The sequence below is a fragment of the Parabacteroides sp. ASF519 genome (assembly GCF_000364265.2).
GTDB classification, from domain to species: domain Bacteria; phylum Bacteroidota; class Bacteroidia; order Bacteroidales; family Tannerellaceae; genus Parabacteroides; species Parabacteroides goldsteinii.
In genome coordinates, this window is record NZ_AQFV02000006.1 from 3,923,120 (window position 1) to 3,949,944 (window position 26,825).

Annotated in this window: 20 protein-coding genes and 3 tRNA genes; 4 read left to right on the plus strand and 19 right to left on the minus strand. The window is 46.8% G+C overall.

Annotated features, from left to right (window positions below; translation table 11 throughout):
- Nucleotides 1-57: 57 nt before the first annotated feature.
- The 4 genes from C825_RS15430 (at nucleotide 58) to C825_RS15445 (ending at nucleotide 2,741) form a co-directional block, all read left to right on the plus strand.
- Nucleotides 58-2,370 (plus strand): patatin-like phospholipase family protein, encoded by a 2,313-nt coding sequence (locus tag C825_RS15430; protein WP_007656726.1) that lies wholly within the window; start codon nucleotides 58-60, stop codon nucleotides 2,368-2,370.
- A 76-nt stretch (nucleotides 2,371-2,446) separates the two neighbouring features.
- Nucleotides 2,447-2,523 (plus strand) — tRNA-Arg (locus tag C825_RS15435).
- 33 nt (nucleotides 2,524-2,556) lie between these two features.
- Nucleotides 2,557-2,630: transfer RNA gene (locus C825_RS15440), tRNA-Arg, on the plus strand.
- A 37-nt stretch (nucleotides 2,631-2,667) separates the two neighbouring features.
- Nucleotides 2,668-2,741: transfer RNA gene (locus tag C825_RS15445), tRNA-Arg, on the plus strand.
- Nucleotides 2,742-2,805: 64 nt separating this feature from the next.
- Here the strand turns inward: C825_RS15445 and C825_RS15450 are convergent.
- From C825_RS15450 to C825_RS15540, 19 genes are all read right to left on the minus strand, one after another.
- Complete coding sequence (locus tag C825_RS15450) at nucleotides 2,806-4,092, minus strand: ATP-binding protein (RefSeq protein WP_010803120.1); 1,287 nt, start codon at nucleotides 4,090-4,092, stop codon at nucleotides 2,806-2,808.
- A 9-nt stretch (nucleotides 4,093-4,101) separates the two neighbouring features.
- Nucleotides 4,102-4,701 (minus strand): eCIS core domain-containing protein, encoded by a 600-nt coding sequence (locus C825_RS15455; protein ID WP_010803121.1) that lies wholly within the window; start codon nucleotides 4,699-4,701, stop codon nucleotides 4,102-4,104.
- 27 nt (nucleotides 4,702-4,728) lie between these two features.
- Complete coding sequence (locus C825_RS15460; protein ID WP_010803122.1) at nucleotides 4,729-8,889, minus strand: contractile injection system tape measure protein; 4,161 nt, start codon at nucleotides 8,887-8,889, stop codon at nucleotides 4,729-4,731.
- A complete protein-coding gene (locus tag C825_RS15465) occupies nucleotides 8,876-11,119 on the minus strand; it encodes a hypothetical protein (RefSeq protein WP_010803123.1) in 2,244 nt (747 codons plus the stop codon). The genes C825_RS15460 and C825_RS15465 overlap by 14 nt, the downstream gene beginning before the upstream one ends.
- A 30-nt stretch (nucleotides 11,120-11,149) precedes the next feature.
- Nucleotides 11,150-11,836 carry a hypothetical protein gene (locus C825_RS15470; RefSeq protein WP_010803124.1) on the minus strand — a complete coding sequence of 229 codons (687 nt, stop codon included), beginning with the start codon at nucleotides 11,834-11,836 and terminating at the stop codon, nucleotides 11,150-11,152.
- 5 nt (nucleotides 11,837-11,841) lie between these two features.
- Entirely contained in the window at nucleotides 11,842-15,006 is a 3,165-nt protein-coding gene (locus C825_RS15475; RefSeq protein WP_154278143.1) for a baseplate J/gp47 family protein, read from the minus strand.
- A 137-nt stretch (nucleotides 15,007-15,143) separates the two neighbouring features.
- Nucleotides 15,144-15,563, minus strand: a complete 420-nt coding sequence (locus tag C825_RS15480) for a GPW/gp25 family protein (RefSeq protein WP_007656712.1) — start codon at nucleotides 15,561-15,563, stop codon at nucleotides 15,144-15,146.
- Between the two features lie 6 nt (nucleotides 15,564-15,569).
- Nucleotides 15,570-15,872, minus strand: coding sequence for a PAAR domain-containing protein (locus tag C825_RS15485; RefSeq protein ID WP_010803126.1), 303 nt, complete (start codon nucleotides 15,870-15,872; stop codon nucleotides 15,570-15,572).
- A gap of 18 nt (nucleotides 15,873-15,890) precedes the next feature.
- Nucleotides 15,891-17,666, minus strand: a complete 1,776-nt coding sequence (vgrG, locus tag C825_RS15490) for a type VI secretion system tip protein VgrG (protein WP_010803127.1) — start codon at nucleotides 17,664-17,666, stop codon at nucleotides 15,891-15,893.
- A gap of 4 nt (nucleotides 17,667-17,670) precedes the next feature.
- Nucleotides 17,671-18,333: a LysM peptidoglycan-binding domain-containing protein gene (locus tag C825_RS15495; protein WP_007656705.1), complete on the minus strand. Its 663-nt coding sequence runs from the start codon at nucleotides 18,331-18,333 to the stop codon at nucleotides 17,671-17,673.
- Between the two features lie 34 nt (nucleotides 18,334-18,367).
- Complete coding sequence (locus tag C825_RS15500; protein ID WP_010803128.1) at nucleotides 18,368-18,547, minus strand: hypothetical protein; 180 nt, start codon at nucleotides 18,545-18,547, stop codon at nucleotides 18,368-18,370.
- 11 nt (nucleotides 18,548-18,558) lie between these two features.
- Nucleotides 18,559-19,026, minus strand: a complete 468-nt coding sequence (locus C825_RS15505; RefSeq protein ID WP_010803129.1) for a phage tail protein — start codon at nucleotides 19,024-19,026, stop codon at nucleotides 18,559-18,561.
- Nucleotide 19,027: 1 nt separating this feature from the next.
- A complete protein-coding gene (locus C825_RS15510; RefSeq protein ID WP_010803130.1) occupies nucleotides 19,028-19,489 on the minus strand; it encodes a phage tail protein in 462 nt (153 codons plus the stop codon).
- Between the two features lie 46 nt (nucleotides 19,490-19,535).
- Nucleotides 19,536-21,104: a phage tail sheath family protein gene (locus tag C825_RS15515; protein ID WP_010803131.1), complete on the minus strand. Its 1,569-nt coding sequence runs from the start codon at nucleotides 21,102-21,104 to the stop codon at nucleotides 19,536-19,538.
- A 32-nt stretch (nucleotides 21,105-21,136) separates the two neighbouring features.
- Nucleotides 21,137-22,906: a phage tail sheath family protein gene (locus C825_RS15520; RefSeq protein ID WP_010803132.1), complete on the minus strand. Its 1,770-nt coding sequence runs from the start codon at nucleotides 22,904-22,906 to the stop codon at nucleotides 21,137-21,139.
- A gap of 25 nt (nucleotides 22,907-22,931) precedes the next feature.
- Nucleotides 22,932-23,711, minus strand: coding sequence for a hypothetical protein (locus C825_RS15525; RefSeq protein WP_010803133.1), 780 nt, complete (start codon nucleotides 23,709-23,711; stop codon nucleotides 22,932-22,934).
- A 15-nt stretch (nucleotides 23,712-23,726) separates the two neighbouring features.
- The gene (locus C825_RS15530; protein WP_010803134.1) at nucleotides 23,727-24,263 is read right to left on the minus strand and encodes a Pvc16 family protein; all 537 of its coding nucleotides are present in this window, start codon (nucleotides 24,261-24,263) and stop codon (nucleotides 23,727-23,729) included.
- 191 nt (nucleotides 24,264-24,454) lie between these two features.
- Nucleotides 24,455-24,730: an HU family DNA-binding protein gene (locus tag C825_RS15535; protein ID WP_044214445.1), complete on the minus strand. Its 276-nt coding sequence runs from the start codon at nucleotides 24,728-24,730 to the stop codon at nucleotides 24,455-24,457.
- An 84-nt stretch (nucleotides 24,731-24,814) separates the two neighbouring features.
- A complete protein-coding gene (locus C825_RS15540; RefSeq protein ID WP_121719440.1) occupies nucleotides 24,815-26,797 on the minus strand; it encodes a hypothetical protein in 1,983 nt (660 codons plus the stop codon).
- Nucleotides 26,798-26,825 lie beyond the last annotated feature (28 nt).

Consider the following 26,825-nt stretch of genomic DNA (forward strand, 5'->3'; position numbering starts at 1 on the left):
TTGTAGTCTGAGAAAATAATTTTACATTTGAAGTTGTAAACTGAGAGAAAGTAAAGTATGAAGAAAGTAGCTGTTCTGGTAACCTTTTTGCTGATCGTCCTGCAAGCGGCCGATGCGCAAAAGGTGGGACTGGTATTAAGTGGTGGAGGAGCTAAAGGTGCTGCGCATATCGGAGTCATTAAAGCCTTAGAGGAGAATGATATACCTATTGACTATATAACCGGTACATCTATAGGTTCCATTATAGGTAGTTTATATGCCATGGGATATTCTCCTGATGAGATGCTGGAATTAATGTTATCAGAAGAATTTAGTTACTGGCAGACCGGTACCGTAGAAAATGAATATAAATATTACTTTAAAAGACCGGACCCGACTCCTGAGTTCGGCCATTTTTCTATTGATATGACCGATTCATTGCAAATCAAGGCCAACTTTTTACCGCAAAGCCTTATCAATCCGATCCAGATGAATCAGGCGTTTATGGCATTGTTCTCGCAGGCTACCGCTAAAGCCGGATGGAATTTTGACAATCTGTTTGTCCCGTTCCGTTGTGTCGGTTCTGACATCTATAATAAAAAGGCTATCATATTCAAGAACGGAGATCTGGGAGATGCTGTCCGTGCTTCCATGACTTTCCCTTTCTTTTTCCAACCGATCTGGAAAGACAGCATTCCTCTGTTTGATGGCGGTATTTACGATAATTTCCCTGTCGGACCGATGAAAGAGGCTTTTCATCCTGATTTTATTTTCGGATCGACTGTTGCCGGAGGAAATAACAAACCTTCCAATAATGCTTATAATCAATTGGAAACGATGATTATGCAGAAAACGGATTATGATGTTCCGGAAGAAGATGGCATGATGGTTAAATTCAGTTTCCCGACTGTTTCATTGCTGGACTTCCAAAAAGCAAAGGAATTGATGGATATCGGTTATAAACGTACGATGAGTATGATCGACTCGATCAAGCAAAGAGTGCCCCGCAGGGTTCCGCTTACGGAAGTTAATATGCGCAGGGTTGCTTATAAGGAAAGTTTGCCGCCGCTGATCTTTCAAAATATATATGTAACCGGCGTTTCCGAATCGCAGCGTAAGTATATCGAGGCACAACTGCATCGTGATATGAATCATGAATTTTCGATGGAAGAATTTAAGCGGGCTTATTTCAAGATGCTCACATCTTCGAAGATACGGGAAATTATGCCCCATGCTGTTTACAATCGCAGGGAGAAAAAGTTTGACCTCTATCTGGATGTAAAGATGAAAGAAGAAATAACGGTCGGTTTCGGAGGTAATATTTCATCGCATCAGGCAAACCAATTGTTTTTAGGATTGGGTTATCAATATTTAGGCCGTTTTGCCGCCGATGTTAATTCTAACTTTCAGGTAGGTAATTCTTTCAGTGGAGTTATGCTGAACGGACGAATCTATTTGCAGACCAGGATTCCAACCTATCTTAACTGGCAGGGGGTATATTCCGATAAAAGATATCAGGAAAGTCAGTCGCTGTTTTACGAAGATGTGTTACCGGCCTTCATTAAACAAAAAGAATTGTATATGAAGCTAAAGCTGGGATTCCCGTTCCTGAACAGGGCAAAATCAGAAATCGGTTTTGCATACGGGCAATTGAATGATTACTATTTTCAGAGTAATAATATGTTGTTCCCTAATTCTAAATTCGATCATAGCTGGTACAATCTGTTCAGCGGTTCGCTGAGTATAGAACGGAATTCACTGGATGCTAAACAATATCCTATAGCCGGGCGGAAACAGTTCCTGATCGCTCAATATGTTACAGGTACTGAGAATTATGATCCGTCTCCTACATCCCAAAGTCAGTCAATCAGAAAGAAAGTTTACAGTTGGCTTCAATTAAAAGGGGAGTGGCAGCACTATGAAACATTAAGTAACCGTTTCAATCTGGGATTCCAGGGAGAATTGGTCATATCCAGCAAAAACCTGATGAATAACTATACGGCATCGGTATTGCAGGCTCCGGCTTTTACGCCCACGCCGCATAGCCAGATTGTTTTCAATGAGGCTTTCCGGGCCAATCAGTATTTTGCAGCAGGCATTTCACCAATCTATAAGTTTAGCAAATTACTTCATTTCCGTCTGGACTTGTACGGCTTTGCTCCTTTATATGAAATAAAGAAAGAAACTAATGCGGACAATCCTTATATGGCAGTTCCTTATTATGGCAAGTTTCTTCATTCATTTAAGTACATGGGAGAGGCTGCCCTGGTGTTACAGTTACCTTTTGCCTCTATCAGCCTGTATGCCAATGGGTATAGTTATCCGGCAAAGAATTTCAACTTCGGACTGAACATCGGTTACTTGATCTTCAATCCAAAAATGTTAGATTAAATTGAAAAAAAGATGTACTAAAGTCTTGCAAGTTTAAAAGAAAACACTACCTTTGCACTCGCAATCACGAAACAATGGCCGCGTAGCTCAACTGAATAGAGTAGCTGACTACGGATCAGCCGGTTACAGGTTTGAATCCTGTCGCGGTCACCATTCGAGATTACAGTTTAAACAGAAATAAAGATTGGCCGCGTAGCTCAACTGAATAGAGTAGCTGACTACGGATCAGCCGGTTACAGGTTTGAATCCTGTCGCGGTCACTATCCGAATTAAAGTTTAAACAGAAATATAAAGATTGGCCGCGTAGCTCAACTGAATAGAGTAGCTGACTACGGATCAGCCGGTTACAGGTTTGAATCCTGTCGCGGTCACATAAAAATAAAAAGCGTTGAGATACTATCATCTCGACGCTTTTCTTTTTATACCTACTTCTTATCATTTCAGTTTTTCCTTTTGCAGTGCATTTTTTAATATAAGTTTATCCAGAGATTGATTTTTCTGATTTACTGTTGCTAATGCACACCGTCTGACTACGTTGGCTATCGAACCTCCCGAAAGTTCTGTTCTGGCAGCCATGGTAATCAGGTCTTCGTCTACATCCTTCGGCCAACCTTTCAGCATTTTTCGCCATATTTCAGCGCGTAGTTCTTCAGTCGGCATTGGAAAGTAAATCACTGATTGGAAACGGCGGGAGAATGCTTCGTCGATGTTCGAACGTAAGTTTGTTGCCAGAATGACCATGCCGGGAAAGTCTTCTATACGCTGTAAGAGATAAGCCACTTCCTGATTGGCATGACGGTCATTGGAGGTGTTGGTGGAAGTACGTTTGCCAAACAGGGCGTCTGCTTCATCAAAGAAGAGAATCCAGTTCCTGTTTTCAGCGAGATCGAACACTTTAGCCAGATTCTTTTCCGTTTCCCCGATATATTTGGAAACGATCATGGATAGGTCTATCCGGTATACATCCATATTATTCTTCTTACCCAGCAATGTCGCCGCGAGTGTTTTCCCTGTACCCGGAGGACCGTAAAACAGCGAACGATATCCGGCTTTCAGGATACGCGACAACCCCCAGTCTTCCATGATGGTCTTACCGGAAGAAATCCATGTATTGATCTCTTCCAGTTCAGTCGTCACCTGGTAGTCCAGCACCATATCTTCCCAGTCCAGTTCCGTGGTGATACGTTTGGCAGGGAAGCCGGTGGTATAATCGGGCTTATATTCTACATCGAGTTGTACGCGGCTCAGGAATTCCTCAGATACACGGAGTTGGCTGCTGAGCAGTGGCTCTCCTTCGCCTGCACCTTCCAGCCGCAGGATATTTTTTCCGTAGAACCAGTGGCTTTTTGAGAACATATGGATAACCTCCTTACGTTTCTCCACGTCCTCCCCGGCAAGGATGAATGAAGCGGTTTCACCCGTAGGAAGGAATCCTCCGTGCGACAAACCTTTCCAACCGCCGAACTCGGTGTACTGGCGGTCAAAGTTCTTGTTCTGCACAAAGAAGATGTCCAGTATTTGCGGACAGATATGGGGCATCAAGGCAAGCATGATAACGATTCGTTCTTCAAAATTGGTGTCCATTTGTCCTGTCACCGCCTCCATCCAGCCGTTTCGGGGCGGATACACATCCTTTAGCTGCTTGTACTCAGATTCCTGATGGAAGTAAAGCAGGATGGCGACAGTTAATACTTGGTTGAACCATTCAATATACTCACGCATAATTCTTCATTAAAGACTGTTCGCTTTTGCGCCCATCACGTCGGCTTCGTGTTCCAGTGCGACATTGTCATTCACCGGCATTCCGCCTACTTCGGTGGTAGGTTCCACACGGCCAGCCATCTGCTGGGCCACGTGCCATGCCTCATGGGGCAGGTGTTGTTCCTGTCCCGGAGCTACATGGATGTCCGTACCTTGTGTATAGGCGAGCGCCTGTACTGTAGCCGGCTTGTCCGAATTATAATGTATCTTTACATCATCCATCGCGAGGCCGGAAAGTTCTTCCACGCCGACTTTCAAGTGGTCGGGCATGCCGGTTTCATTCTTTTTCTGAACGGGAGCTTCAAACCAGCCTTGCAGGGCGGCTTCGTCTTCATCTACTTCGCGCTGGACTGGCTGTTCGAATTTACCTTGAAGCATGTCTTCTTCATCCTCTTCCCGCTGGAGAGCTTGATTGAACTTGCCTTGCAGGGTATCTTCTTCGTCTTCTTCCACCTGTTGCAAGACCGGGTTCATCGGACGGTTATCCACGAATTGCAATGTGCCGCCACCATCCAGTTTCTGCTGGATGGTGCGTGCCGTCTTCTCTTGATATACTTTTTCAGTTGCCATTTTATATATATTTTTTTCGTCAATTTATTAGAATTTTTGTTTCTCGCGCCACATGACCTGTACATATTTCTTTAGCCACGGGAAGTGTATCTGCCTGAAGCTCCACGGGATGGATTCAAGCAGGATGTCATGTGTCTTTTCTTCCATCGTAAGCAGCCACCGTTCCTCCTGCTGTTCTAATGTGCCACTGCGGGCAAGGAAACTCTGGCGGAAGCCCCTTACCGATGTGCCGTCCATACTTGGCCAGTTAGCCTTTATGCCTGCCACCATGGAGTCGATGGTCTGCTTTTCTTCACTGGTAAGAGGCAGCTGTTTCGGGATCGGTATATGTTGGAGCAATCCGACAAGTAGCCGATTGAAGACCAGTTCTGTTTCTCGGTATTCCCGTTCCTCTCCGTAGACGATATATTGAAGTAGGAATACGGCGCGAATTTTCAAAGCTGTATTCCTGAGCGATTTCCGTTCATCATCCAGATAGCCGAGCATGGCAAACAGTCGGCTGAACCAGGGAGCGAGCAAGCAAAGGCCTGCATTTTCCACCAGAAGGAACTCCAGAGTTTCTGTCGCTTCGTCCGTTCCGACTCTCCCGTCCTTTGACAGCTGCAACGTCTCACAGAGTTGCAGCAATAATTCCTCCTTTACGACTTCCTTCTTTTCCAGCAGTGACTGCACCCATGAACGGACCGTTTCTTCGGGACTTCCATATATCCATTCATCCGTACGGCTCTTTATGATGTAGGTAGCCAATGCCTGTCGCAATTCGCTCTTCTGAAATGTATTCCTTTTTGACAAGTGTTCCAGAATCTGCCGGAAAAGCTCTGCGTCGGAAAGAGAAAGGCTTGCCGCCAGACGCAGCCAGTCTTCGATATCCAGCCATGCTATCCATTTATCCGGCGGCAACATATTTTGCGATACCGTTTTTTGTATATATTTCAGCAATTCTTCCGGTTGGAAACGCATGTAATTGCGCAGCCATCTTTTTCGGGTATCTTCCGGTAGGCCGTTGTCCGCGATCTTCTCCAAAGGTAACGAGATATTGGATTTACCGAACAGACGGGAAAAGAAAAACGCTTCCATTTCATCCGGTGTCTGCCTTTTCCAGTCCGTTTCTTTAACCCATGACAGCAACGCCCGGATAAATCCGGTGACAGATATCCTATCGGAAGGACCATCAAGAAACCAGGAAGTCAATCGTTGGAACACACCGGCTTGTTCGAATCCGGCTGTAGCGGACAAACAGACTGTCCATCTCTTTGCCATTATCCGGTCCGAAACGAAAGCAATCCGTTCTATTTCAGACAGGTTGGCATCCTTCTCTAACCAAGTCAGCAACTTTTCCGGTTGTTGGTCTATCAAGAAGTTGACAGATTGCTGGAATGTCGCATCACTGTTGCTTGCATTCGACAATATTTTGTTTATATCGTCTGAAGCCATGTTGTTTTCACTACTACTCATATTTGAAATAATTTTATTGGTAAATGATATCCATAATATATTATTGTGATAATCTGTTTTGCCGGTTTGTATGAAATAAAAGAAGGCAAGGAACTTTCCTGCAATCTCGTTAGCCGTCAGTGTTCTGCCTGATGTATCGCGGTCCTGCAAGTAAAGCAGCAGAGCTTTCGAGAGTGCAAGTGGCAGGGAAAGACTGCTTCCGACAATCCGTGACAATTCCTCCTCCTGATGTTGCAGCTGCTCCATCAACTGCGATAATACGGAGGTCTGGTAGAAATCCGTCTTCGCCATGCCCTGTAGCATAAGCGGGGCAGGTACATATCCGGCGATTGCCGTTATGTATTGACTCTCATGCGGCAAATCGCGGAGCAGGTGTATCCACTTCGCCGGTTGTTCCGTTATAGTGTGTCGTAACAAACCGGATTTATTCTCATAGGGTATGGAAGTGCCATCCAGCCATTCAATAAAGTCATCCGCTGTATTCCAACGACTTTTAAACAGCATTTGAACGGCATTTGAATCGTTTTCCGCTTGTCGTAGCCATTCCTTGTAATCGGTTTTCATAAGCCGGATTTGCCGGGATTCATTATCCACCAGCAGATGCAGGATTTCTTCTGTGGCAGGAGAGTCCGTATGTCCCATCTCTCGCCAAAGAGCAAGAATGACCTCCGATATTTCTTCTCTGCCAACAAGGTCTGCGAATAAAGAACGGATATATTCCACTACCGGTTTCTTATGTGTCTCTTGTAACCGTATCGTTTCGACCAACCATACAAGTAGGCGAGCTTTCAAAGGTTTTGAACCTCCTTTCCAATAAGAAGACAAAGCACGTTCGTGTGCCATCAATCCATCGAAGAGGGACAATAACAGGGCGGTATTTTCGAGTCCTACCAGCCGGACGGTGGACTGTCGAAGTACTTCTTCCCATATCGGTTGGCTTATCAGGCGGCAGAGGGAGTTCGATAATCCACATGCATGGAGCAGTCGTACCGCTTCAGCGTAATCCTTTGACGATTGTTCCAGAAAACAGACAAGTAATTTGCGTTTTATATCATCTGTCACGACGGACACTGATAATATTTCTTGTAGTCTCTGAATACTCCATCTTCCGCTCTGTTCGAGACCTAGTCCTTCTTTTATTTCCTTCAAAGGCTGGGAGGCGGATAATCGGGTAACGATTGCTTCATCCTCCTTGCCTGTCAATTCCTGATAAAACAGATTCAACAATTGGTCGAATCTGTTTGGTAGCCGGTAGTATCCTTTCCGAATCCACATCAGTACCGATTGTCGGAGCAGAAGCTCCAACTGAGTTTCGGTTATGCCTTTTAACCAATCACTTTCTTCTGAATATTGTTGCCGCAGGTAATTCCTCATCACTTCTACCGCTTGCAGGGTGTTAAAAGAAAGAGCGGCAAGCATACAGTTCATTGTATCAACCTCGATCAGAGCAGCTACAATAGCTATTCCTGTCATATTTGGGGTTATTCCCAATCGGAGCCATTGGATGAGTATCTCCGGTTGTTCTTTGACGATTGTGCGGATGAACATTCGTTTGTCCGCATCGCTACATTTAGCATCTTGTAGTATATCCATAATGTCTGTTGGATCTTTCAAACCGGACGATGCTTTATCTTCAACGGACAAAGTGTTTTCCTTTGTTACGGCTGGTTGGTGTAGTAGGGACAACTGCAAGAAGATGCGGTACAGTTCCTGACTGAAATACCCATCATGCGTAGGCGAACCATCCGCACGGTAGGGTTGGAGATAGTAGATAGTATTCAGTACATCAATATAATAAGTCGGACCAAACACTTCCAGAAGAAAGCTAACGGTCAACTCCGCCTTTGAAAGGTAGAAAGAGTAGTTACGTTTCCGTATAAATATCAGCAGCCGATGATGCAGGTGGTTAGTAAACTCCGCCTTGCCACCGAACATAGCAATGCCGTTATAGGGATAATAGCGTATCAGCCACTCATACAGATAGTGCCAATAGGGAGGCAAGTCCACCTCGGCGTGCTCCTCTGCTTCCGTTACCATGATTTGTTTGACGGATACGCTGTCGAGCAGTTCCGCCATTTCCCCCAGGGAGGCATCATCTGTCGCTTCATGGATGAAACGTACGGGAATACCAGGTCTTGTCTCCAGCAACCGGGTTAGGAAGCGATGTTTTCCATGCAGACCGGCGGAGGGTTCGGATAGTGACGCGGCATAGATGCGGAGAAGCACGTCCGCATTGTCCGCCTGCCAGAGCAGTCGGTGAAAGACGTGTTCCTTCTCTAAGCAGAGACTAGCTATCCGGATGATATACTGCTCCGGTGCGGAGTGGGACAGTAGCCAGCCTAATTCTTCCGACAAGCTGAAATCTTCATCCGCCCATTCTGCTTTCGGGTAGCCGTATTCCAGGTAGAAGAGCAGATTGTCCAGCCGGGATCCTCCGTTTTCCTCCGTTTCGCTCTTCCTTTGGAGCCCCCCTGTCGGTAACGCCTTCAGCAATACCTCTTTCAGTCGCCTAGGAAATTCCCGGTAGAAATATTCCTCGGGGATGCTTCCCAGATCCAACTCCAGTTGTTCTATTTCGTATAATACCTTTTCCTTGTTGTAGGTTGAAAGGCATTCCTCCACTACCTGTTCGAAGCAGTGGCGGCAAAAAACATCCCAACCCGCATATAGTTCGTGTGCGAATTTTTCATCCGGAGTGGTAAACTCAAACGATATGTTGTCAATTCGTATCATCTAACAATTGTTTATATTCAGCTTTTTCCAATATTTCGTCTATATGGCTTTGGAGGATTTCCGCATCATCCTTGTATTGTCTCGCCAATGCTTTCTTCCATAATAAATAGCAGTCTTCAAACTCCTGCATAGAGGCAGTATCCAGCCAATAAACCGTGCCTGTCAGATGAGCCGGTAACAGGGAACGTAACAGTTCACGACACGATTCGCGGAATCGGGGGGCATGAAAACGTGCTGTCCATCCCGGTAATACCAGTTGTAATGTGAACGGACGTTTGATGTCCGACAATACAGGTTCTATAATATAAAGCGTTTCCGAGGCACGGTTCAACTCCAGCAGGTAACGGCGCAGGATATTGGCGAGCAGGTTCAATTGTTTTTTGTCATCTGTACGTCCCAGGTTCATCCAACTATCTTCTTCCCGGTCGTGGAATACAAGCATGTATTCATTCTCGGCAGCCTGAACAATGCGGTAATTGTCCAGGCAGATGCCACCACGGAATAAACCGCTACTGATGAAGTTATGGTTGAACACAGGCAACTCCTTCCGCAGCATGCTATATTGTTCCAGTTTTTCTTTTTTATCTTCCGGTAAAAGCACAGGATAGACTACCTGTACATTTTCTGTATAGGACATTTTCTCATAGATAAGTCTGGACGTCAGTTTGTCACGGAACCGTTTGTCTTTTTCGTCGGTTTTCATCAGAATGAGATTGTGTCCGGGTAAAACGTTGCCTACCGGCCGGTTTTCATTCCGGTTGATGCCCATCATACGGCAAAACCATTCCTTTACCACGATGATATTCTCTTTTCCGTCCGAATCGGTTATATTTCTTGCTCCGGCACGGTTCTTTGTGAGACGTGCTATGTTTTGCAGGAAATCCATACGCCGGTGCAGGGTTTCTTCTTTAGTTTCACCGTATCCACCGTATTCTTTCATCCAGTCCGGATAGCTTTCCACTCCATACAGCCGGTCAAGAAAATCCAGGTAGCGGCTTTTCCGTTCATAGATAACCTTTGCCGGAAGTTCTGTTCCGTTTATTATCGACAATAACCGGGGAAGTTTCTTTACTTCTTCCAGTCCGTCTTCAATCACCTTGTCGTACAATTCCAGATAGGTTTCAAAAGAGGATGAACCGTCCTGATTACACGAAAACCAATAGCAGGCGGGAAAGTCTTTTGCCAGGGGATAATGGGAGAATATATCCCGGTATGTACCTTGGGGGATTCCCCAGTCATATCTCTTTTGCACGTTTTTCATCTCTCGGTTACGTCCTTTCGTATGGTAGAAGCTTTCCAGTAATGCCCGGAATTTCTCCACATCCACCCGCATAACGGACCGGCCACAACGGATACATGCCGTGAGTTCTTCTTCTTTCTTCGGAATTTTGAGGCTGAACCCTTGTGTGAAATAGCTCAGCGGCTCACCATCCTTCATCAGGTAGCAGGTACTGAAGGACCGAATACCATCCGCCGCACGTAGTTGTTTATAAAGCTCGTATTCAGTATTTTGTAGTTCCGGTATTTCGACACGTATGGCATCTTTCGAACCTTCCAGCCAGTTCTCGGGAGATATACCGGCCGCTGTCTGATCATCCGGTGTCAAGATACGTACTGCACCGGACAGGTAACGCAGGATGGTCCAATATACCTCAGCCAACATGAGTGTAGCGTCTTTGCCCGGTTCTATCTCAAAATCAGCATGAAATTCCAACTCTTCCGGTTGTGAGATTTCAATCCGGTCAAGATGTTCACACAGGTTCCGATGGCTTTGATAGATCGTTTCTATCTGCTGCCTGATTGTTTCAGGATTACCCTCGAACGGAGAAAGGACGGCTCTGATGGTATAGCCTCCGGTGGCCCGATCAGCATCCAGCCAGATGTTTTCTAGATCAGGGATATGGGAAAAGAACAGTTTCCGGTAATCTTCAGTAGTGACAGGAGCGGTGGTATAAACCTCTACAGGACGGTAAAGTCCAAACCATTCCGGATTAAACTCTCCGTTCTCCCCAGTCAGATAATCTTGATGGGGGAAACTGAGTTTGTAGTCGGTTTCAGCTAATGCATAGGAGGCTATGTCCATCAACGTCACGCCAGGGTCATGGACGTTATAATCGGTCCACACCATTCCTGACATCCGTTGTACGTCATCCAGCATTTGCTGCCATAATCCGGAGTAGAGACTTTCGCCTTCTTCCAGCTGCTCGATATAGGGTCCTTTTTCATCCATAATTCCCGTGTTCCTGATGATTCGTTCGTCTTATCCTTTGTACATCTCCACAATCCGACAGTGCAGTTCTCCGGATGGGAGCCGCTTGTTGGTACGTATTTGCAGGTGGAGTTTCTTTTCCTGTTGCAACCAGCGCAAACGGATATTGCCGGACCATCCCCACCAGTGCTTCTCCGGCGATTCGATGCGCTGGTCCATATAATTCAGCCAGATGGCAGTAGCGCGTGTCAGCCTGCACAATCCGGTTCCTTGTTCCCGGAAAGAAGCATAGATGCTATACACACGGCAACCGAAGCCTTCGTGCGAAATGTCCACCGGCAAGTCGTACCACTGTTTGTTGGCTGGAAAAACCAAATAATCATCTCCTGAAGGTACCGGCGTTTCCCCACCTTCTATATGCAGACTACCGTACAGGGTAACGTTTTTGTCCTGCCTCAGGCAAAGTATCGTTTCATCTTTTCCGTTTTTAAAAAGCAAGTCTTTTTCCGGCGTGACACTCAACTCCCATGCTGCAGGTTCCCCTATAGCCGTATGAAGGTCGATGTCGAGCTTCCCGTCCTGCGGAGGATAAAAAGCCCAGCCATTCCCGGTGCGGATTACCTGCCCGTCGTCCACTATATTCGGTACGGAGTCTATCAGCTCGGCAAATTGCTCCTCGGTGGGAACATCGCCTTTCTCGAAATAGCTTTTCAGCGTCTTTCTGTTTTTCTGTTCCATATTCATTATCCTATTATGAAGTTTCCTCCGATTTCTGCTTCCTCGATACCGTCGTGAGGAGAAAGCGTTTCAATCTTTTTTATATCCGGTAGCAGAATGCTCCAGGGCATGTCCCCTTTAATGAGGATGTCATCTGTGTTATAGTCCACATGGGGCAGGCTCTTTCCGTCTATTTCCAAAAGCGACAGCCGCATCACATCCTCATGGTTCGCCAGCCTGGCATGTATCTCCTTGTAAGAATAGCTTTGCCGGAACGTGGGGAGATCACCTTTCCTTTGCCATGGCGCAAGGTAGTTCCATACGATTTGGGTCAGTTGGCGAAGTGTCCTGGCTTCATCCTTCACTTTGTCCCATAAAACGACTTTGCAACGGACCTCCACTCGCTGGTAGGAGGGATTGACTACTTTCAGCCGTACAAAGGGAGATACGTACCTCCGGATCAAACGTTGTATCTCTGCCAGTTTCCAGGGAGAAGAAAGGAAATAGCGGCTGTCTTCCATCCGGCTGAATACCATCAGGTTTACCGCCGCCGGATTTTGTCCCGGTGGGTAGCTGACACATTGGGCCTTGTCTATCTCCGGGAAATGTTCCAGCACGAGTTGTTCGTAGTCTTTCATTGTGACAGCACGGTGGCGGTTATGGAAGCGTGCGCTTTGATGTGCGGCGAACTGTGTTTCTGTTTCTTCCGGTGTACCACCAAAACCGGATAGAGGTTGGACGACGGAGGCTATCCGTTGATCCTCCTCTGCCATTTCCCGGATCGTTCCGGCTGGGAGTGGTGTGCCGTTACCGTTTTGTGCTTTTACCCGGATGCAGTTCGTCCGGATGCTGCGTATGGCAAGACAGGCGGAAATGTCGCCCGTCACGGAGGCACGGAGCCAGATTCTGCCTTGCTTGTCCATCCGGTCATCGGTTACTTTTTCCGGCAGTTCGATTTCAATGAAACCGCTTTGTGTCAGCCCTGCGGTTTCTTCCGCTACCACCATTTCCACAGGGAGGGTTCCCCATCTCGTACCGTTCCACTGTTCCCATGCCAGTTGGGTCGACTGATCGGGGTGCGGAATATCATACGGTATCCTTTCTTCGGGCAGTACCATATCTACATACATTCTGATGGTCCGTTCTTCCTTTGCGTTCAGAAAGGCAAAGTACAACAAATGGTCTGCGGGAGATGCGGGCAAGAACGGCTGCGTCATGTTTCCGTCCAAAAGGAATGCCTCCTGGTCCGACAATGCCGTAATGTGCTCCAACTGTATGGAAGATGTTCCGGTATCGGTCAGTGTGATTACTTCCGAAGCGATGTAAGATAACTCCACGTCCGCAAGCATCGGGACGGTAGGTTCTTTAGGCAGAGGCTTGCGTTTTTTCTCTTTGCAGCGGCTGTTTTCTATCATGATGGAGGTGAACCTATTGCGGTAAGCATCTGTACCAAAGCCTATAGAGGGCGCTTGCAGGGTAACCCGGAAGAAGCCGTCACGCTCACGGCTATATTCATAAGCGGCTTGTGCATCCGTTGAAAAGTCAAACAGGATATTCGCCTGGGCAAGTGAATGTTTTTCCTCGCTATCGGAGACGAACAGAGGCTGTTTGTTTCCTGTATAGGAATGCCACGAGCCACCTTTTTGGTATTCGGTTACCACAATAAATGAACTTGCATCTACGCCATATTCCTGATATAATTCGTTAAATTCCGCCTCCGTTCCGGCCATCTTCTTCCAGTGACCTTTCAAGCGGACTTCCTGCAAAGGTTTCAACTCTAGTTCTTCATGACCGAATAAGAACCATGCACCACAATCTCCCTGTATGCCGAATGGTGAAAATTGTTGTTCGGTATCCACTTCGCCTAATTCGTTGCAAAAAGTGAAGTTGCGGATGCCGATAACTTTCGTCTGTATCTCCACGGCTTCAAAATTCAGTTTTTTCGCCCACAGGTAAGGACTGTTTGTATTATTCGTCAGGATACGGAGAGCGGGATATTCTGTGGTCGCACCGTGTATTTCTTCGATGCAGGAAGCGGATGCTATGTCCTTGCTACCTATCGTGAAGGTGAAGCAAAGGCAGTGGCCGTCGATACGGCAGGTGGCGGACTGTTGTGTCCAGCCCTCTGCTGTGGATAGTTGCAGGAAGAAGCTGTTTTCGACAAGTATATTCGGTACAGGACTGTCGGCTGCCAGGCGGAAACGAATGTTGACCTCTCGTTCTCCTTCACTCAGCACCAACATGGGGGAGGTTATCTGCCAGCCAATACGTAGTTCTTCGCCATGAGCGAACAGCGATCGGGCTGTCGTTATATTCTGGAGCGGAATGGATTGCTTGTACAATCCGAAAGCCTCTTTTACGGAAGCATATACGGCATTTACCTCCGTGCATTGCATGGGGCAGATGTAGGCTTCTTTCTCCGTGCGGTAAATCAGGTCTTCTCCGGCGGCGTTTTGGCCGGCGGGGAACGACATGCCTTGGGGGAGATTGAAGGCTTCAGCTTCGGCTGTCGGAGTGATGACAACGTAGGTGCGGTCTTGCTCGATAGCTTTCGGCACGGCGTGCAGGATGTCGCGGCGATAGATGCCGGGCAGGTCGGCAAGCCGGCTGTTGAAGGCATCAGCAACGTTACCGTAGTTTTTGAGATAGGCTATCAACAGGGACAGGGCCGGTTCCGTGTCACCGCTTTCTTCCGCCTGTTTCAGGTAGCGGTCGGCATTCGACTGGAGGTCGGTCACGGTACGGAGCATCCGGTAGTAGCTACGTTTGTCCGCTTCGCTTCCGTTGGGTAACGATTGCTCCAGGAGTTCTTTTAACTGTCGGGCTATCTCGACGGCGGAGTTGCTGTTGCTATCGGTTTGCCATGTGTTGTTCAGGTAGTTTTCCAACCGTACCACCCATCCTTCGATGTCTTTTTGCAGCTTTGCGGCATAGTAGATCTGCTTTGCGGTGCCTTGTGCATCAGCAAAGGTGTCGCCATAGCCTGACAGTTTCTTGCGTCGGATGTCGGCCATCACGGTCAGCACGTTGTTTTCCAGCAGGGGCAGGAGGAGACTTACCCGGCTCGCCCGTATCAGCTGGTGCAGGAGCGTACGCCAGTCGGCGGTCAGTGCCGGGAAGTCGTCTAGTCTCGCCAGATCGGCTTCGTAGTCGGTGCGGAGCGTACCGCTGTGTTCGTTGTCCGTTGTCATATATATCGATCCTCTTTGAAAGACAACCGCCCCGCTATCGGGGCAGCTGTCTTTAGCATGTAGATTCACTCTGTTCCCGGTTGCTTTTTGTTAAACATCTTTTTCCAGAATGGCATATAACTCTGCATTTTTTATGGTTACACATTTGTTCCTTCGTTAATGTAGAACGGATAGACCATGTTGTTGCGGTTGTTGGTACGGATAACGGTATAAGTCAGCTGTATCAGCAACAATCCCTCGTCAGCCTGTTCCTCAAACGACACATCTTCCAGCGAGATGCGTGGCTCGAAGAGGATGATGGCCCGGGTGATGTCGTTGCGCATCTTCGTAATGGTTTCCGTAGTTATCGGCTCAAAGGCATACCGGCGAAGCGGACAGCCGTAGTCGTAACGGTTCACACGCTCGCCCGGCGATGTGCTGAACAGTATGCGCAGGCTTTCCTCGATGTCCTGTTCGTAGGCAGACATCTTTATACCACTGTCCGTCAGTTCGGGCGGAAAGCTCCATCCGCGCCCCAGGAACGCATCGGCATTCAACAGATTTTTCTGTTCGTCCATATTCTTTTATCCTCCTATCATTACCGTGGGGCATCCTATCACTATTGTACCTCCGTGTGCCGTGGAGTCACCCATACGTGCGGCAGGTTTACCACCTATCATAACCGTGGACGAGCCTTTCACAATCGTGTCCGGCGGACCGACGCAGACACACATATCGCCTACTGTTGCGGCGGGCATTTTCCCTATCAATACATTGGGCACACACGGACCTGTTACGGGGCCACCCACATGTGGTATCGGCGAGGGAAACGCCGGGGTCTGCATGGGGCAGGTGTGCATATCAGTTATTCTTGCTGCCGGTGGCATATTATTCTCCTTTCTTTTTTAGTTTATCATTACCATGGCTCCTTTCACGGTGGTCTGACCGCTGGCGGAGAGTTCCGCCGTAGCATTGCCTTTTACCGAGGCACCGATTTTTGCCTGCACTTTCACGTTCAATCCTTCCAGGCTGACGTCCTGCTTGGCAGTTCCGCTGAGCTTCATCGTGGCATCCATATTGATGTTGCCTTTAGCTTTCATCGTGATATCTTTGGAAGACGAGAGCGTAATGCCGCCCTTGTCCATCGTGATTTCGTTCTTATTTTCGTCGGTCAGCTTGATATGCTTCCCGTCATCACTCATCTGCACCGTGTTCTTGCTGGGGGTAGAGATCGTTATCACTTTCTTTTCCTCGTCAAACTCGATCCGCATCTTCTCGCGGGTGACAATGGCTTTGGTGTTGTTCTTCGCCTCGTATTCGTAGGGAGGCTTGTGCTTTTGGCCGTAGATCGAGCCGAGGATGACAGGATGGCCGGGGTCCTGATTCATGAAACCCACCAGTACCTCGTCGCCCGGTTCAGGCAGAAAGAAGGTGCCCATGCCTGCGGTGGCGTACATCGTGGAGAGGCGTGCCCAAAGCAGCTTGCTCTTGCCATCCATCCACGGCAGTTCTATCTGGATACGGTATTCTTTCAGAGGGTCGCCGTCCAACTTCCGGACTACCGCAGCATGCAGTCCCTGCAATCCGGGAAGAAAACCTGCTGCGGAGGGAGATACCACGTCCGGCTCGTCAGTAATGTTCACAGGCGATATGCCTGCACCTGCTTCGGTTGTCCATTCGTTGTCCTCGATGGTATGCGTCACCGAACCGACGAACAAATTACCGTTAAACCGATAGCCAAAGCCTTTCAACTCAATGAGGCAACCCGGTTTCGCCTTCGCAGAGCCGTAAAAGCTGACAGAACCCTGGTAGCGGGCCAGTCCGGCTTTCAATGCCATGCCGTCTGCCCATTGCTTGAGTGCCTTTTCGTCCGTCGGCGCGTCGGTCTGAAGCAGCAGGCTATCACCCGAAGCGATGTTCTTAGGCTGTAAATCTCCCTGCTTGTTGAGTGAGGGCGTGGAAGCGGACACTTTGACTGCCTTCTGCGTTTTGGGGCACCACGATACTGCCTCGTACTGTGTGAACTGATCGTCTGAGGAGAGTTCGAGATCGAAGGCGGTGATATCCGTGCCGTAAGTAACTGTTAGAACGGGAGATGCGTTTACTTCCGGTTTCTTCACTTTAATCTTACTGCCTTCGGTGTAAACGAACAGTCCGTTGGCGTCGGCACGGGAGAGGGCAAAGTCCCAGTCAGAGCAGTAATACTGCACCAGTGTAGGGTGCTGGTAACTCGTAGCATCTACATCTACACTGCCATAGGCGGCGAGCACTTCCTTGATGATGTCATTGTCGTTCTTCTTCTCGAAGATGCGGTTTTTGCGTCCCTGCGTTGCGGAATAGGTGTTGTTGCGGCACTCCACCACCATACAGGAGCGGAAGTCTTTGTCTGCGAGGATACGCAGTCCGATGATTATGCCTTCAAACAACGTTTCCTCCTTATTTACGCCACCTGCATCCAGTCGTATGGTGTTACCTGGTTTGAACAATGAGTCGTCACTTTCATCGAAAGTCTGCTTGTCCATGTTGCCTGCGTTAAACTTGAGTGTCGCTTTACCGATTCGGTTCAGTTCCAGCCGCACGGTAGCAGACACTAACGAATAGGTGTCTTTCAGTTTCGTTCCGTTGCAATAAACGGAACAAGATAGTACACGGTCTTTATTTACAGAGGGTGATTCTGCCATATTCTTATGCTTTTTTTAACATCGGCAACAGAATTTCCGTACCTGCCGGTATATTTCTGTAGCCGTTCAAATTATTAAATCTTGCAACTTGCCCCACCAGGAGCGGGTCGCCGTAAACTTCGTAACAAAGGGCAGACAATGTCTGTCCTTCTTTCAGTGTGACCAGCCGTGACACATCGGGCGAATGTTTGGAGAAATGCTTCTTCTCCTCCTTTTGGCTGCAATAGCCCGTCAGCGTCACTTTCAGTTCGGCACGGAGCGGGATGCTGTCCGGATCAAACAGGGAATATTCCGTTTCCAGCGTCTTGAGTTGGCCGAAAAAGGTGATGTCACCGTATTGTACCTTAACGAACGAAGGGCGGTGTCCTTCGGTGTTGTAATCGTAAAGCCGTTGTTCGAGTTCGTTTACCGCATCATGCACGGGTTTCTTCTCGTCATCGTCCTCCATGGCGTTGGTCATGTCGAATAGACAATCGAAACTGAAGGTTTCGGGCTGGTAGCGCACATAAACGTTCGATCCGTTCAGGCTCCCCAACTGCTTGTCCTCTGCATAGCGGATCCCTTTGGAGAGCTTTACCTTGGCCGGGTTGACAGGCAGTTCCAGCGCGGATTTACATTCACTGTTGAAATCGCCGTCCGTATAGGCTGTAATGATCATCTTCCCCATGTTACACCTTTTTTATTATTTCCGTCTCCTGTTGTTACCGCTCATTTCTTTTCCGTCGCTGTCCGACAGGCCAGCCAATTCTTTCTTCTTTGGATATCCTATCCAATATGCGGTCTTCTACCTTCCGGAGAATTTCTTCCGGAAGTTCAGCTTCCGGAACAACGCGTTTCTCTACCACGGTACGGATACGCATTTCCTTGATGATAACAGCCATAATATCAAATATTAAATTTTTATACGATCCATCCGGTTACAGCTTATTATGACCGATTCTGTGGCCAGACCACTTTTTTCGGCATTTAAAGCATCCAGGTTCCACTGTGTGGGATAGGCATGCGAACATTTCCATCCCACCAGGGGATTTCCGTCTTTCCCCAGCAACTTTACAATCATATCGTATGGAATCATTCTCTTGCCCTTGTCAGCCTGTAAGCATTCATCTACCCATTCAGTGAAAGTATCATCACTCTCTAGTGGAACAGGGCGTTTGAGTGTTATGGTTCCATATTTGACTCCACCAGGCATTTTAATCCACATTCCTGAATCACTGGTTTTTTCTTCGGTACTCAGCTGCATATTCAGACCGGACACTTCCGTAAATGAGGCCTGGAAGCGATCAAACTTACTCTGAAATTCCACCAGAAAGTAGAAGTTCACAGGAAGTGTCCAGTCTGCTGCAGCGTTGTCTGCCATACTACTTGACAGTTACTCCTTCGTGTGCCAGAATCAGGGTTTCTATTGCCGCCGTGTTGCCGTCGGCCTTGAAACCTTCCACCGTAATTTTCTTGGGCCATGCATTGGTCAGTTCCCAGGTCTTCACAGGTTTGCCCGATTCGTCCAGCAAGCTGATCGTTACCGTTGCACGTTTGATCGTATTCAACTTGATGCTGTTAATCCAGTCCCACATCGCCTTGTCATCTTTGAAGATGCCTTTCTTCAAGGTTACGTCGCTAGCCTTTCTCATTCCCGGCATTTTCTGTTTAGTGAAAACCGGACTGTCGCCTGCACGATATTCTATCATATCATATTCTGTTTCAAGACCTGATACTTCGCTACATGAAATATCTCCTACATCAGTAACTGATACCTTGAAGTAAAAACTCGGTAACGGCCACGCCTGTGTAGTCCCGCTTTGTGCTGCTCCATCTTCTGCCATAATATTCTATTTTTTTTATTGTTAATTATTTAAATCCCGATTAATCTCAGCTTTTTTGCATCTGTTGCTGGAAGGTGATTTCGATGAACTCTGCCGGATGCGAGATAGCAACCAGCACTGTGATGCGCATGATACCTTCCAATATATCTTCCGCTGTCATGGTGTCACCAAGTCCGACATGTACTTCATAAGCATCTTCGGGACTGGCACCAGCCAGTCCTCCGCGTTTCCACACGCTGCGCAGGAAATTCTCAATCATGCACTTCATGTTGATCCATGTATTGGCATCATTGGGTTCGAACACGTAAGCACGGGCAGCATTTTTAACTGATTCTTCCAGAAAAGTCATTGTACGGCGTACATTAATATAACGCCAGTCCAAAGAATTTCCATTCAATGTACGTGCACCCCATACTTTGATACCTTCGCCAACAAAAGACCGGATAGCATTGACTGCTTTCCCGTCCATCGGCACATTCATCTCTTCCTGGGTCTTATTATCGATCACTTCCGAAGGCTTATTCACATAGTTGACCGAAACGTTGGCCGGTGCTTTCCATACACCACGTGTATTGTCCACCATTGTATAAATGCCTGCCATAGCAGCAGAAGGAGGTAACAGGTTCAAATAGTCTTTCACCTTCTTCGCCAGTAGCTGGTATTCCGGCCAGTTCTGCATCAGGGCATTGTGGAGGTCATTCTCCATTTGAGACAGTTCATTCTTTGTGAGAGGAACTTCTTGCGGAGTTTTCCCATCTTTATCCAATACCGTTTTTGTCCCTTTTTTGATAGCAGATAAAGCGTCTTTTATAAATTTATAAACATCTGAATCTACATTATAAAAAGGTGCTAAACTGAATGTATCCGGATTAAAATTCTCAATATCCCATGTCAATATTTTTCCTGTAATATCATTGTCTGAGAGTACAGATGTTTCCAACCACGGATAATAGGCTGCCGCATACGAAATATTATTGGTACCAATTGCCTCACGAAATGTTTCTATCGGTTTATCTATAATCTTATTCCCTTTTTTCAAAGGAATATCCAGAAGAACAAAATACTTTTTACTGTCACACAGATTCAACAGGTCAGTATAGATGTTCATACAAGTATCTACATTCACCGCTTCAGGAACAACCAGCATAGTTATGTCCTGTACTTTCTTGATATTGGAAAATATGGTTTCTTTGCTTTTATCCGTATAAACGTCTGATAAATTCTTTTCGTAATTGCCAATAGATATTACATAACAAGTACCGCCACCATTAGCAAAAAACATTACCATATTGTAATATAAGGTGCATAATTTACTTTTCAGTGTTGCTTTCAGACCGCCATTTATTGTCGCATCATAAACTGATAAGGTTTTATCGGCCTCCTCTGTTTTTATGACCGACAGCGTAAACTGCGGAGTCGGGGCACCACCGAAATACTTTCTATATTCCGTTATCGATGAAATTTTCATCGGTTTGAAATCCAAAGAGTCCGTTCCGTTCAATGCCTTTTCTGTAAGGCCTATGAACACAGGAATAGCTGTTTCGGCTTCAACTATAGAATTAGGGAAAGCGTTCTTCTCTTTGATATAAACGCCAGGGGTTTTGTATTCTCCCATGATCTTCGATATTTTAGTTCAACAATCGGTTATTAACTCTTTTGTGCCTGCTGCTGGAAAGTAATCTCAATAAATTCCGCCGGATGTGTAACGGCGACCAATACTGTGATTCGCATGATGCCTTCCAGAATATCTTCAGCCGTCATAGTGTCACCAAGTCCGACATGTACTTCATAAGCATCTTCAGGTGTAGCTCCAGCTAATCCACCACGTTTCCATATACCACGCAGGAAATTTTCTATCATAGATTTCATATTGATCCAGGTACCGGCATCATTCAGTTCGAACACATAAGCACGTGCAGCATTCTTCACGGATTCTTCGAGGAAAAGCAATGTGCGGCGTACATTTATATAACGCCAATCCAAGGAATTACCGTCCAGCGTACGTGCTCCCCATACTTTGATACCTTCACCCTGAAAGGCACGGATCACATTAATGGCCTTGCCGTTCATCGGGGCATTTAAATCTTCCTGTTCCTTGTCGTCTATGTTTTCAGCCGTACTTTCCACGTAGCTTACAGATACATTTGCCGGAGCTTTCCATACACCACGTGTATTGTCTACCCTGGTATAGATACCAGCCATAGCTGCGGAAGGAGGGAGGAGGTTCAGATACTTTTTCAATCCCTTCATAGCATATTGGTAAAGAACAGAACCATTGAACAGTGCCTGGTGGAAACTGTTTTTGTCTACCACATATAATGTAATAACTTTCTTTTCTGGATTAGGATCTGCCGCAGGGATAGTTTCAACAGTTACTGTTATACCTTTCCCTAAATCTTTTTCCAAAAGCTCCTTTGTTATATCTACATATGCATATTCTTTTTCTTTGATTGTCAGCCCTTTACCCGCTTCTACTTCTACGGAAGATGGGTGCATGAACTTTTCTATTATTGCCTGGAGATTTCGATCTACATCGGAGAATTTGTCTCTATAGATATAAAATGTATCCAACCATGTAAACATTTCACCGTCAATATCCCTGTCGCCCAACACTGAAGTATTCAGCCATGGATAGTAAGCTGCCCCATAAGACATATACTCACTGCCGATACTTCCCTGGAAGGTTTCCATCCGGGTATTCAATTGATCGTTATTGGGATATTTAGGAGCTATATCCAGAATTGTAAAACGGTTAGCCATTTCCCCGCAATGTTTCAGCATATTCTGTTGTATGTTGGTACAAACACCTGTATTCTCTACTGCTTCCGGAACAATAATCATTGTAATTTCCTGTTCTTTCTCTAAATTTGTCAAGGCAGTGGTTACTTTTGTATCATCCAATGTATCTTTGCCATACGTTCCGACAGATATAATATAGCATGTTCCACCGCCATTGGCAAAGAACAATGACATATTATAGTACAAGGTATATTTGTTTTCGCCATTAATGTAGAAGGCATAGTTGACGGCATAATCTTTCTCAAAGGGTTCGGTTGCAGGTTTGGGGATGATTGGGAATTTATTTTTCTCTTCTGATTTCACATCATACTGAAACACTTTTGATTCCGGATTCAGTACTGCATTTTCCGGGACGACCTTGCCATTTTTTGTTGTTGCATCCGGATTATACCTTTTTATATCCACCGTGAAACTCAGCTCCGGTGCCCCACCAAAATACTTTATAAACTCCGTCATCGACGAAATTTTCCATGGCTTATTCTTCAAGTCATCGTTTCCATTCATCGCTTTTTCGGTAATACCGATAAATGCGGGGATGGCGGTCGGTGCTTCCACCACCGAGTTAGGGAAGGCGTTCTTCTCTACGATATAAACGCCGGGTGTTTTCATGCTTCCCATGATTATTCGTTTTTAAGATTAATAATTATTGTTCTCTAATAACACAGACCTCTCTTACGGTATAAGGAGATTCTGATTGGTGTTTACCTATTTGCGGCGGTGAAATGAACCGACTTTCCAACCGTGTACCAATGAAAAGTTGTATTGTAATGTCGTAATGCTCTTTCAGTCTTATCCGCTCTGCAGAAACAATTCTCCATACATTTTTTCCAAAAGTTGTTTTCTCATACTTTTCCGGTGGACAGAAAGCCATTATGTTTTCGCGACTTTTCAGGTTGAGCTCTTTTCCACGCATGTCATTCTCATCCCTGAATACACAGAGATATTCCCAATAATAAGCGGGTGAACTAAACCGGATGGTGAATTCCGGGTACCGGAGCATTCGCAATTTCTCCGGTGCAGTTTCCACCGGTTTCAGCGTTATACGGCAGAACTCATCTTTCAGTTTTTGCCCGTTCGTTTCCTTTTTCCAGACATAGTTGGCATTCACTTCCACAACTCTGTTTTCTATATTGAACTTGTACAAGCTCCCCAAATCATATCCCTTATTCTCTATCTGTTGCAGAAAACAGGGATCCTTCACAATCATTGACAACTCCAGTACATCTTCATCCATAAATCCCGGCAAATCATCGAGCATTATCCATTGCCACTCGTTCGCGGAGACTGCTCTAAACATTACTCCCCGCCGTTTCATCAACTCTTTGGTCTCAGGCGTCGGCTGCAAACTCACAAATCTGTTTACAGACGGATTGTAGTAATCGTGTTCGATACGTATCGTGGCTATAGCAATATATCGGCTCATCTATTTTCCTCTGTTCTATTTTGTTAAACGCACATTCGGTTCACGGGCAATACTGCTGCTGCCACTGGCTTCTTGCGCATCGATGGTCAGGCGACGCAGCTTACACATTACCGACGGGTAATATTGTCCGCCCAGTGTAGTCCAGAAGTTATTGATGTCCTGTGCGGACAGTGTTACGATTTCTACCGTATATTTCTGCCCGTCCAGTTCAAAAAAGGGATGCGACTGAATGAAAAGTAACGTTTCAGATAAGACGGATAATGACTCGGCATAGCGTTTTTCATCATATACAGCGGCTAGCATCAAATCCAGATTCAGCAACAGCGACGGATAATTTCGCATATACTCCGAACCGCTACGACTGAGACCAGCCGAGATCCCTCCGGCGGCTTCCCGCTCTATATTGACTAACGAGACAATCAGCTTGCAAGGTCTTTCTTCCGGACCGTTGCCTATAAAACCCGCTTCTGCCACACCTTCAGGCTGGGGAAACCTTTGCCGTAAATACTCATCCAAACGAGCAGCAAAATGTGTCAAAATCTTTTTTATCATGGCTTCTTTAGATTTATTGAAGCGGAAAGGTATAAAAAAGGCTGAAAGAAACGAAGAGAAATCCGCAGACGACAGAAAATCGGTGATGAAATGCATGAAAAAGGGCATGAACAGAAACCAGTAGTAAAACCGGAATTCATTCATGCCCGTACAGAGTTGGAATTTAAGACTATCGGTCAAAGGCCATTTTTTTACGTATTCAGTTTCTGCAGCAACATTTTGCCGGGTCTGAACTTTACACTTCGGCGTGGTAATATCGGAACCGTTTCTCCGGTGCGCGGATTCCGGCCTTCCCGTTCGGTTTGTTTCCAAAGGTTGAAGCACCCGAATCCCTGGAGTATGATGCCGTTACCTTCGTTCAACTCTTCAGCTATTACTGTTTGCAACGCTTCCAGATGCTCGCGACACTCCTTCTGCGGAACAGAAAGACGGGCGGCTATTTTATTTATCAGATCTGCTTTATTCATATATCCAATTCTCCCTGGTTTAAAGAAAGCCCGGTAAAACAAGTCCACCAGGCTTTCATAAGTTTATAAAAACGGACAGTTCATTCACTGTACGACAACTTCGGCCGGTTTGGTCGTTACAACCTCCACTACGTATTTATCAGTAGCGTCGAGCTTGTTTGTCACAGTGATCTTACCGCCTGTCTGAACATTGCCGATAGCCGTTTTGACTTTACCTGTGATGATTGTCTGCTTCCAGCCGTTGGCTTGTGTCGAACCGTTTCCGGCTTTGGTTTCAAACCAACTGCCATCTGTTGCAATATCGACTCCTTCCGGCGAAGAGACGGTCAGGGTGAAAGAGTTATCTTCCACATCTGCCAGACTTACTAACGGAATACTGCCTCCTGTACCTCCGGTCATGTTGACCGTGTTATCGCTGCGGGTTCCCATTTTGAAATCGTCCTGCGACAAATCTTTCAAAGCCGGGTCTTTCAATACGACTTTCACTACAGTCTCGCCCTTGGAGGCAGTCGAAGCGAAAGTAACGGTTGTAGTAGCAGGGAGCGGTGTTTTGACAGCCGGAAGAGTCAGGGTATAATCGCCTTCGGCAGTAGTAACAGGACCGTCTGCCTGTAGCCAGGTATCTCCTGACTTTACGGTTGCTGTACTGCCCGTTTTCTCTGCCTTGCTGTCCGGATCGATACGTGTTTCGGCTACGGCATGCAGTTTGATCGTCTGGGCTGCTACATTATATATAGTAGCGGTCAGTGTCGACGGGTCGAACTTATTATAGTTACCTTCGACGGTTGTCAGGCTTATGACAGGGCCCGGTGTGGCGATTACCTTGATCTCTTTGTTCATGCCACTGGCCGGATTGGTCAGGCGGATAATGATATCTTCCTGTTTGCCGTTTCCCAGCACTGTCTCATCCACCTTATAAACATATTTGGTTTCCTGTGAGGCGGCTTTTGTTACAGGGCCGCTGTTCTCTTCGTCTTTGACCAGCCATTTAACGGCAGTCGCCGAGTGGTAAACCAATTCGTCTTCCAATTCCGTATTCGAACCCATTGTGAACGCAAACTTGCTACCGTTTGCTGCCAGGACGGAGACACGTCCGTCGCCCATAACATAAGCATCCTGGCTTTCGGCTGCCAGAAGCGTTACCGGTGTTTTCTTATCGAACTCATTATCCGGTTTATACGGATCGAGGTCGCCCGGCTCATCCCATTCGGCTACCTTCAGGTTGAAGTCCAGATGGTATTTGTCCGCTTTCGTTATAGCGATCGTGTAGCGGTGGTTGTATGCTACTTCGATATAAGTACCCACGCCGTTAACCATCTGCTGGAAAGGAATCTTATAGGAAACATCCGTACTTTCAGTCTTGTTGACGGCATATTTACCTTTCAGCATCAGATAGCCGTTATCCTCTTTCGGGCTGGGGTAGGTATAGAAAGCACCCTGTGTGAGACTGGTGGTTCCGGCCGCTTCGTCGTCAGCCTGCTGGTTTTCGGCATCAATTTCCCTTTCCGGGTAAGTGATCAGCTTATCGGCATCCGTTACCAACGTCTTGATGGGGAAGAACTGGGCTGCGCTTTGGCCTCGTCCCATCGAAATCTTCTCGACCGTGAATTTTGATTTTTCCGCATCGTTGATAACATCGAAACGTGCCACCATACGCGACAGTTTCAATCCGATCTGGGTACGGGCGGAAGTCCCGAAATCAGTCAGGTCGAGCGGTGTCGTGTAAGCGCCCGACATCGGCAGGGGAGATTCCAGCACGTCGTCGACAGTCGGAGGATCGGTTGTTACATCGATCAGCTTCGTGTGCAATGTTTTAAACTCATCCTCGGTAGGGATTCCTGCCGTCACGACATTGTCCGGCATGCCGGGTTTACTCTGTTCGAGCGATTTGAAATTATCGAACAGGGTCACGGCATCGCCATCTGTTTTATATAACTTACTACAGTTTGCCACGCAATAGAGTTTTATGAATAATCCTTTATTGAGTTTCAAAAGTCCGGAGGTCGTACCTGCGTTCACGTCATCTGTCAGATTGAAGCTGTATGCCTTTCCGTTGGGTAAGGTCACAATGTCAGCCTCATCGCGGAAATAATGA

Coding starts and splice junctions, on each gene's coding strand:
- C825_RS15430 (WP_007656726.1), top strand. CDS start 58: ATGAAGAAAGTAGCTGTTCTGGTAACCTTTTTGCTGATCGTCCTGCAA.
- C825_RS15450 (WP_010803120.1), bottom strand. CDS start 4,092: ATGCGTGAGTATATTGAATGGTTCAACCAAGTATTAACTGTCGCCATC.
- C825_RS15455 (WP_010803121.1), bottom strand. CDS start 4,701: ATGGCAACTGAAAAAGTATATCAAGAGAAGACGGCACGCACCATCCAG.
- C825_RS15460 (WP_010803122.1), bottom strand. CDS start 8,889: ATGATACGAATTGACAACATATCGTTTGAGTTTACCACTCCGGATGAA.
- C825_RS15465 (WP_010803123.1), bottom strand. CDS start 11,119: ATGGATGAAAAAGGACCCTATATCGAGCAGCTGGAAGAAGGCGAAAGT.
- C825_RS15470 (WP_010803124.1), bottom strand. CDS start 11,836: ATGGAACAGAAAAACAGAAAGACGCTGAAAAGCTATTTCGAGAAAGGC.
- C825_RS15475 (WP_154278143.1), bottom strand. CDS start 15,006: ATGACAACGGACAACGAACACAGCGGTACGCTCCGCACCGACTACGAA.
- C825_RS15480 (WP_007656712.1), bottom strand. CDS start 15,563: ATGGACGAACAGAAAAATCTGTTGAATGCCGATGCGTTCCTGGGGCGC.
- C825_RS15485 (WP_010803126.1), bottom strand. CDS start 15,872: ATGCCACCGGCAGCAAGAATAACTGATATGCACACCTGCCCCATGCAG.
- vgrG (WP_010803127.1), bottom strand. CDS start 17,666: ATGGCAGAATCACCCTCTGTAAATAAAGACCGTGTACTATCTTGTTCC.
- C825_RS15495 (WP_007656705.1), bottom strand. CDS start 18,333: ATGGGGAAGATGATCATTACAGCCTATACGGACGGCGATTTCAACAGT.
- C825_RS15500 (WP_010803128.1), bottom strand. CDS start 18,547: ATGGCTGTTATCATCAAGGAAATGCGTATCCGTACCGTGGTAGAGAAA.
- C825_RS15505 (WP_010803129.1), bottom strand. CDS start 19,026: ATGGCAGACAACGCTGCAGCAGACTGGACACTTCCTGTGAACTTCTAC.
- C825_RS15510 (WP_010803130.1), bottom strand. CDS start 19,489: ATGGCAGAAGATGGAGCAGCACAAAGCGGGACTACACAGGCGTGGCCG.
- C825_RS15515 (WP_010803131.1), bottom strand. CDS start 21,104: ATGGGAGAATACAAAACCCCTGGCGTTTATATCAAAGAGAAGAACGCT.
- C825_RS15520 (WP_010803132.1), bottom strand. CDS start 22,906: ATGGGAAGCATGAAAACACCCGGCGTTTATATCGTAGAGAAGAACGCC.
- C825_RS15525 (WP_010803133.1), bottom strand. CDS start 23,711: ATGAGCCGATATATTGCTATAGCCACGATACGTATCGAACACGATTAC.
- C825_RS15530 (WP_010803134.1), bottom strand. CDS start 24,263: ATGATAAAAAAGATTTTGACACATTTTGCTGCTCGTTTGGATGAGTAT.
- C825_RS15535 (WP_044214445.1), bottom strand. CDS start 24,730: ATGAATAAAGCAGATCTGATAAATAAAATAGCCGCCCGTCTTTCTGTT.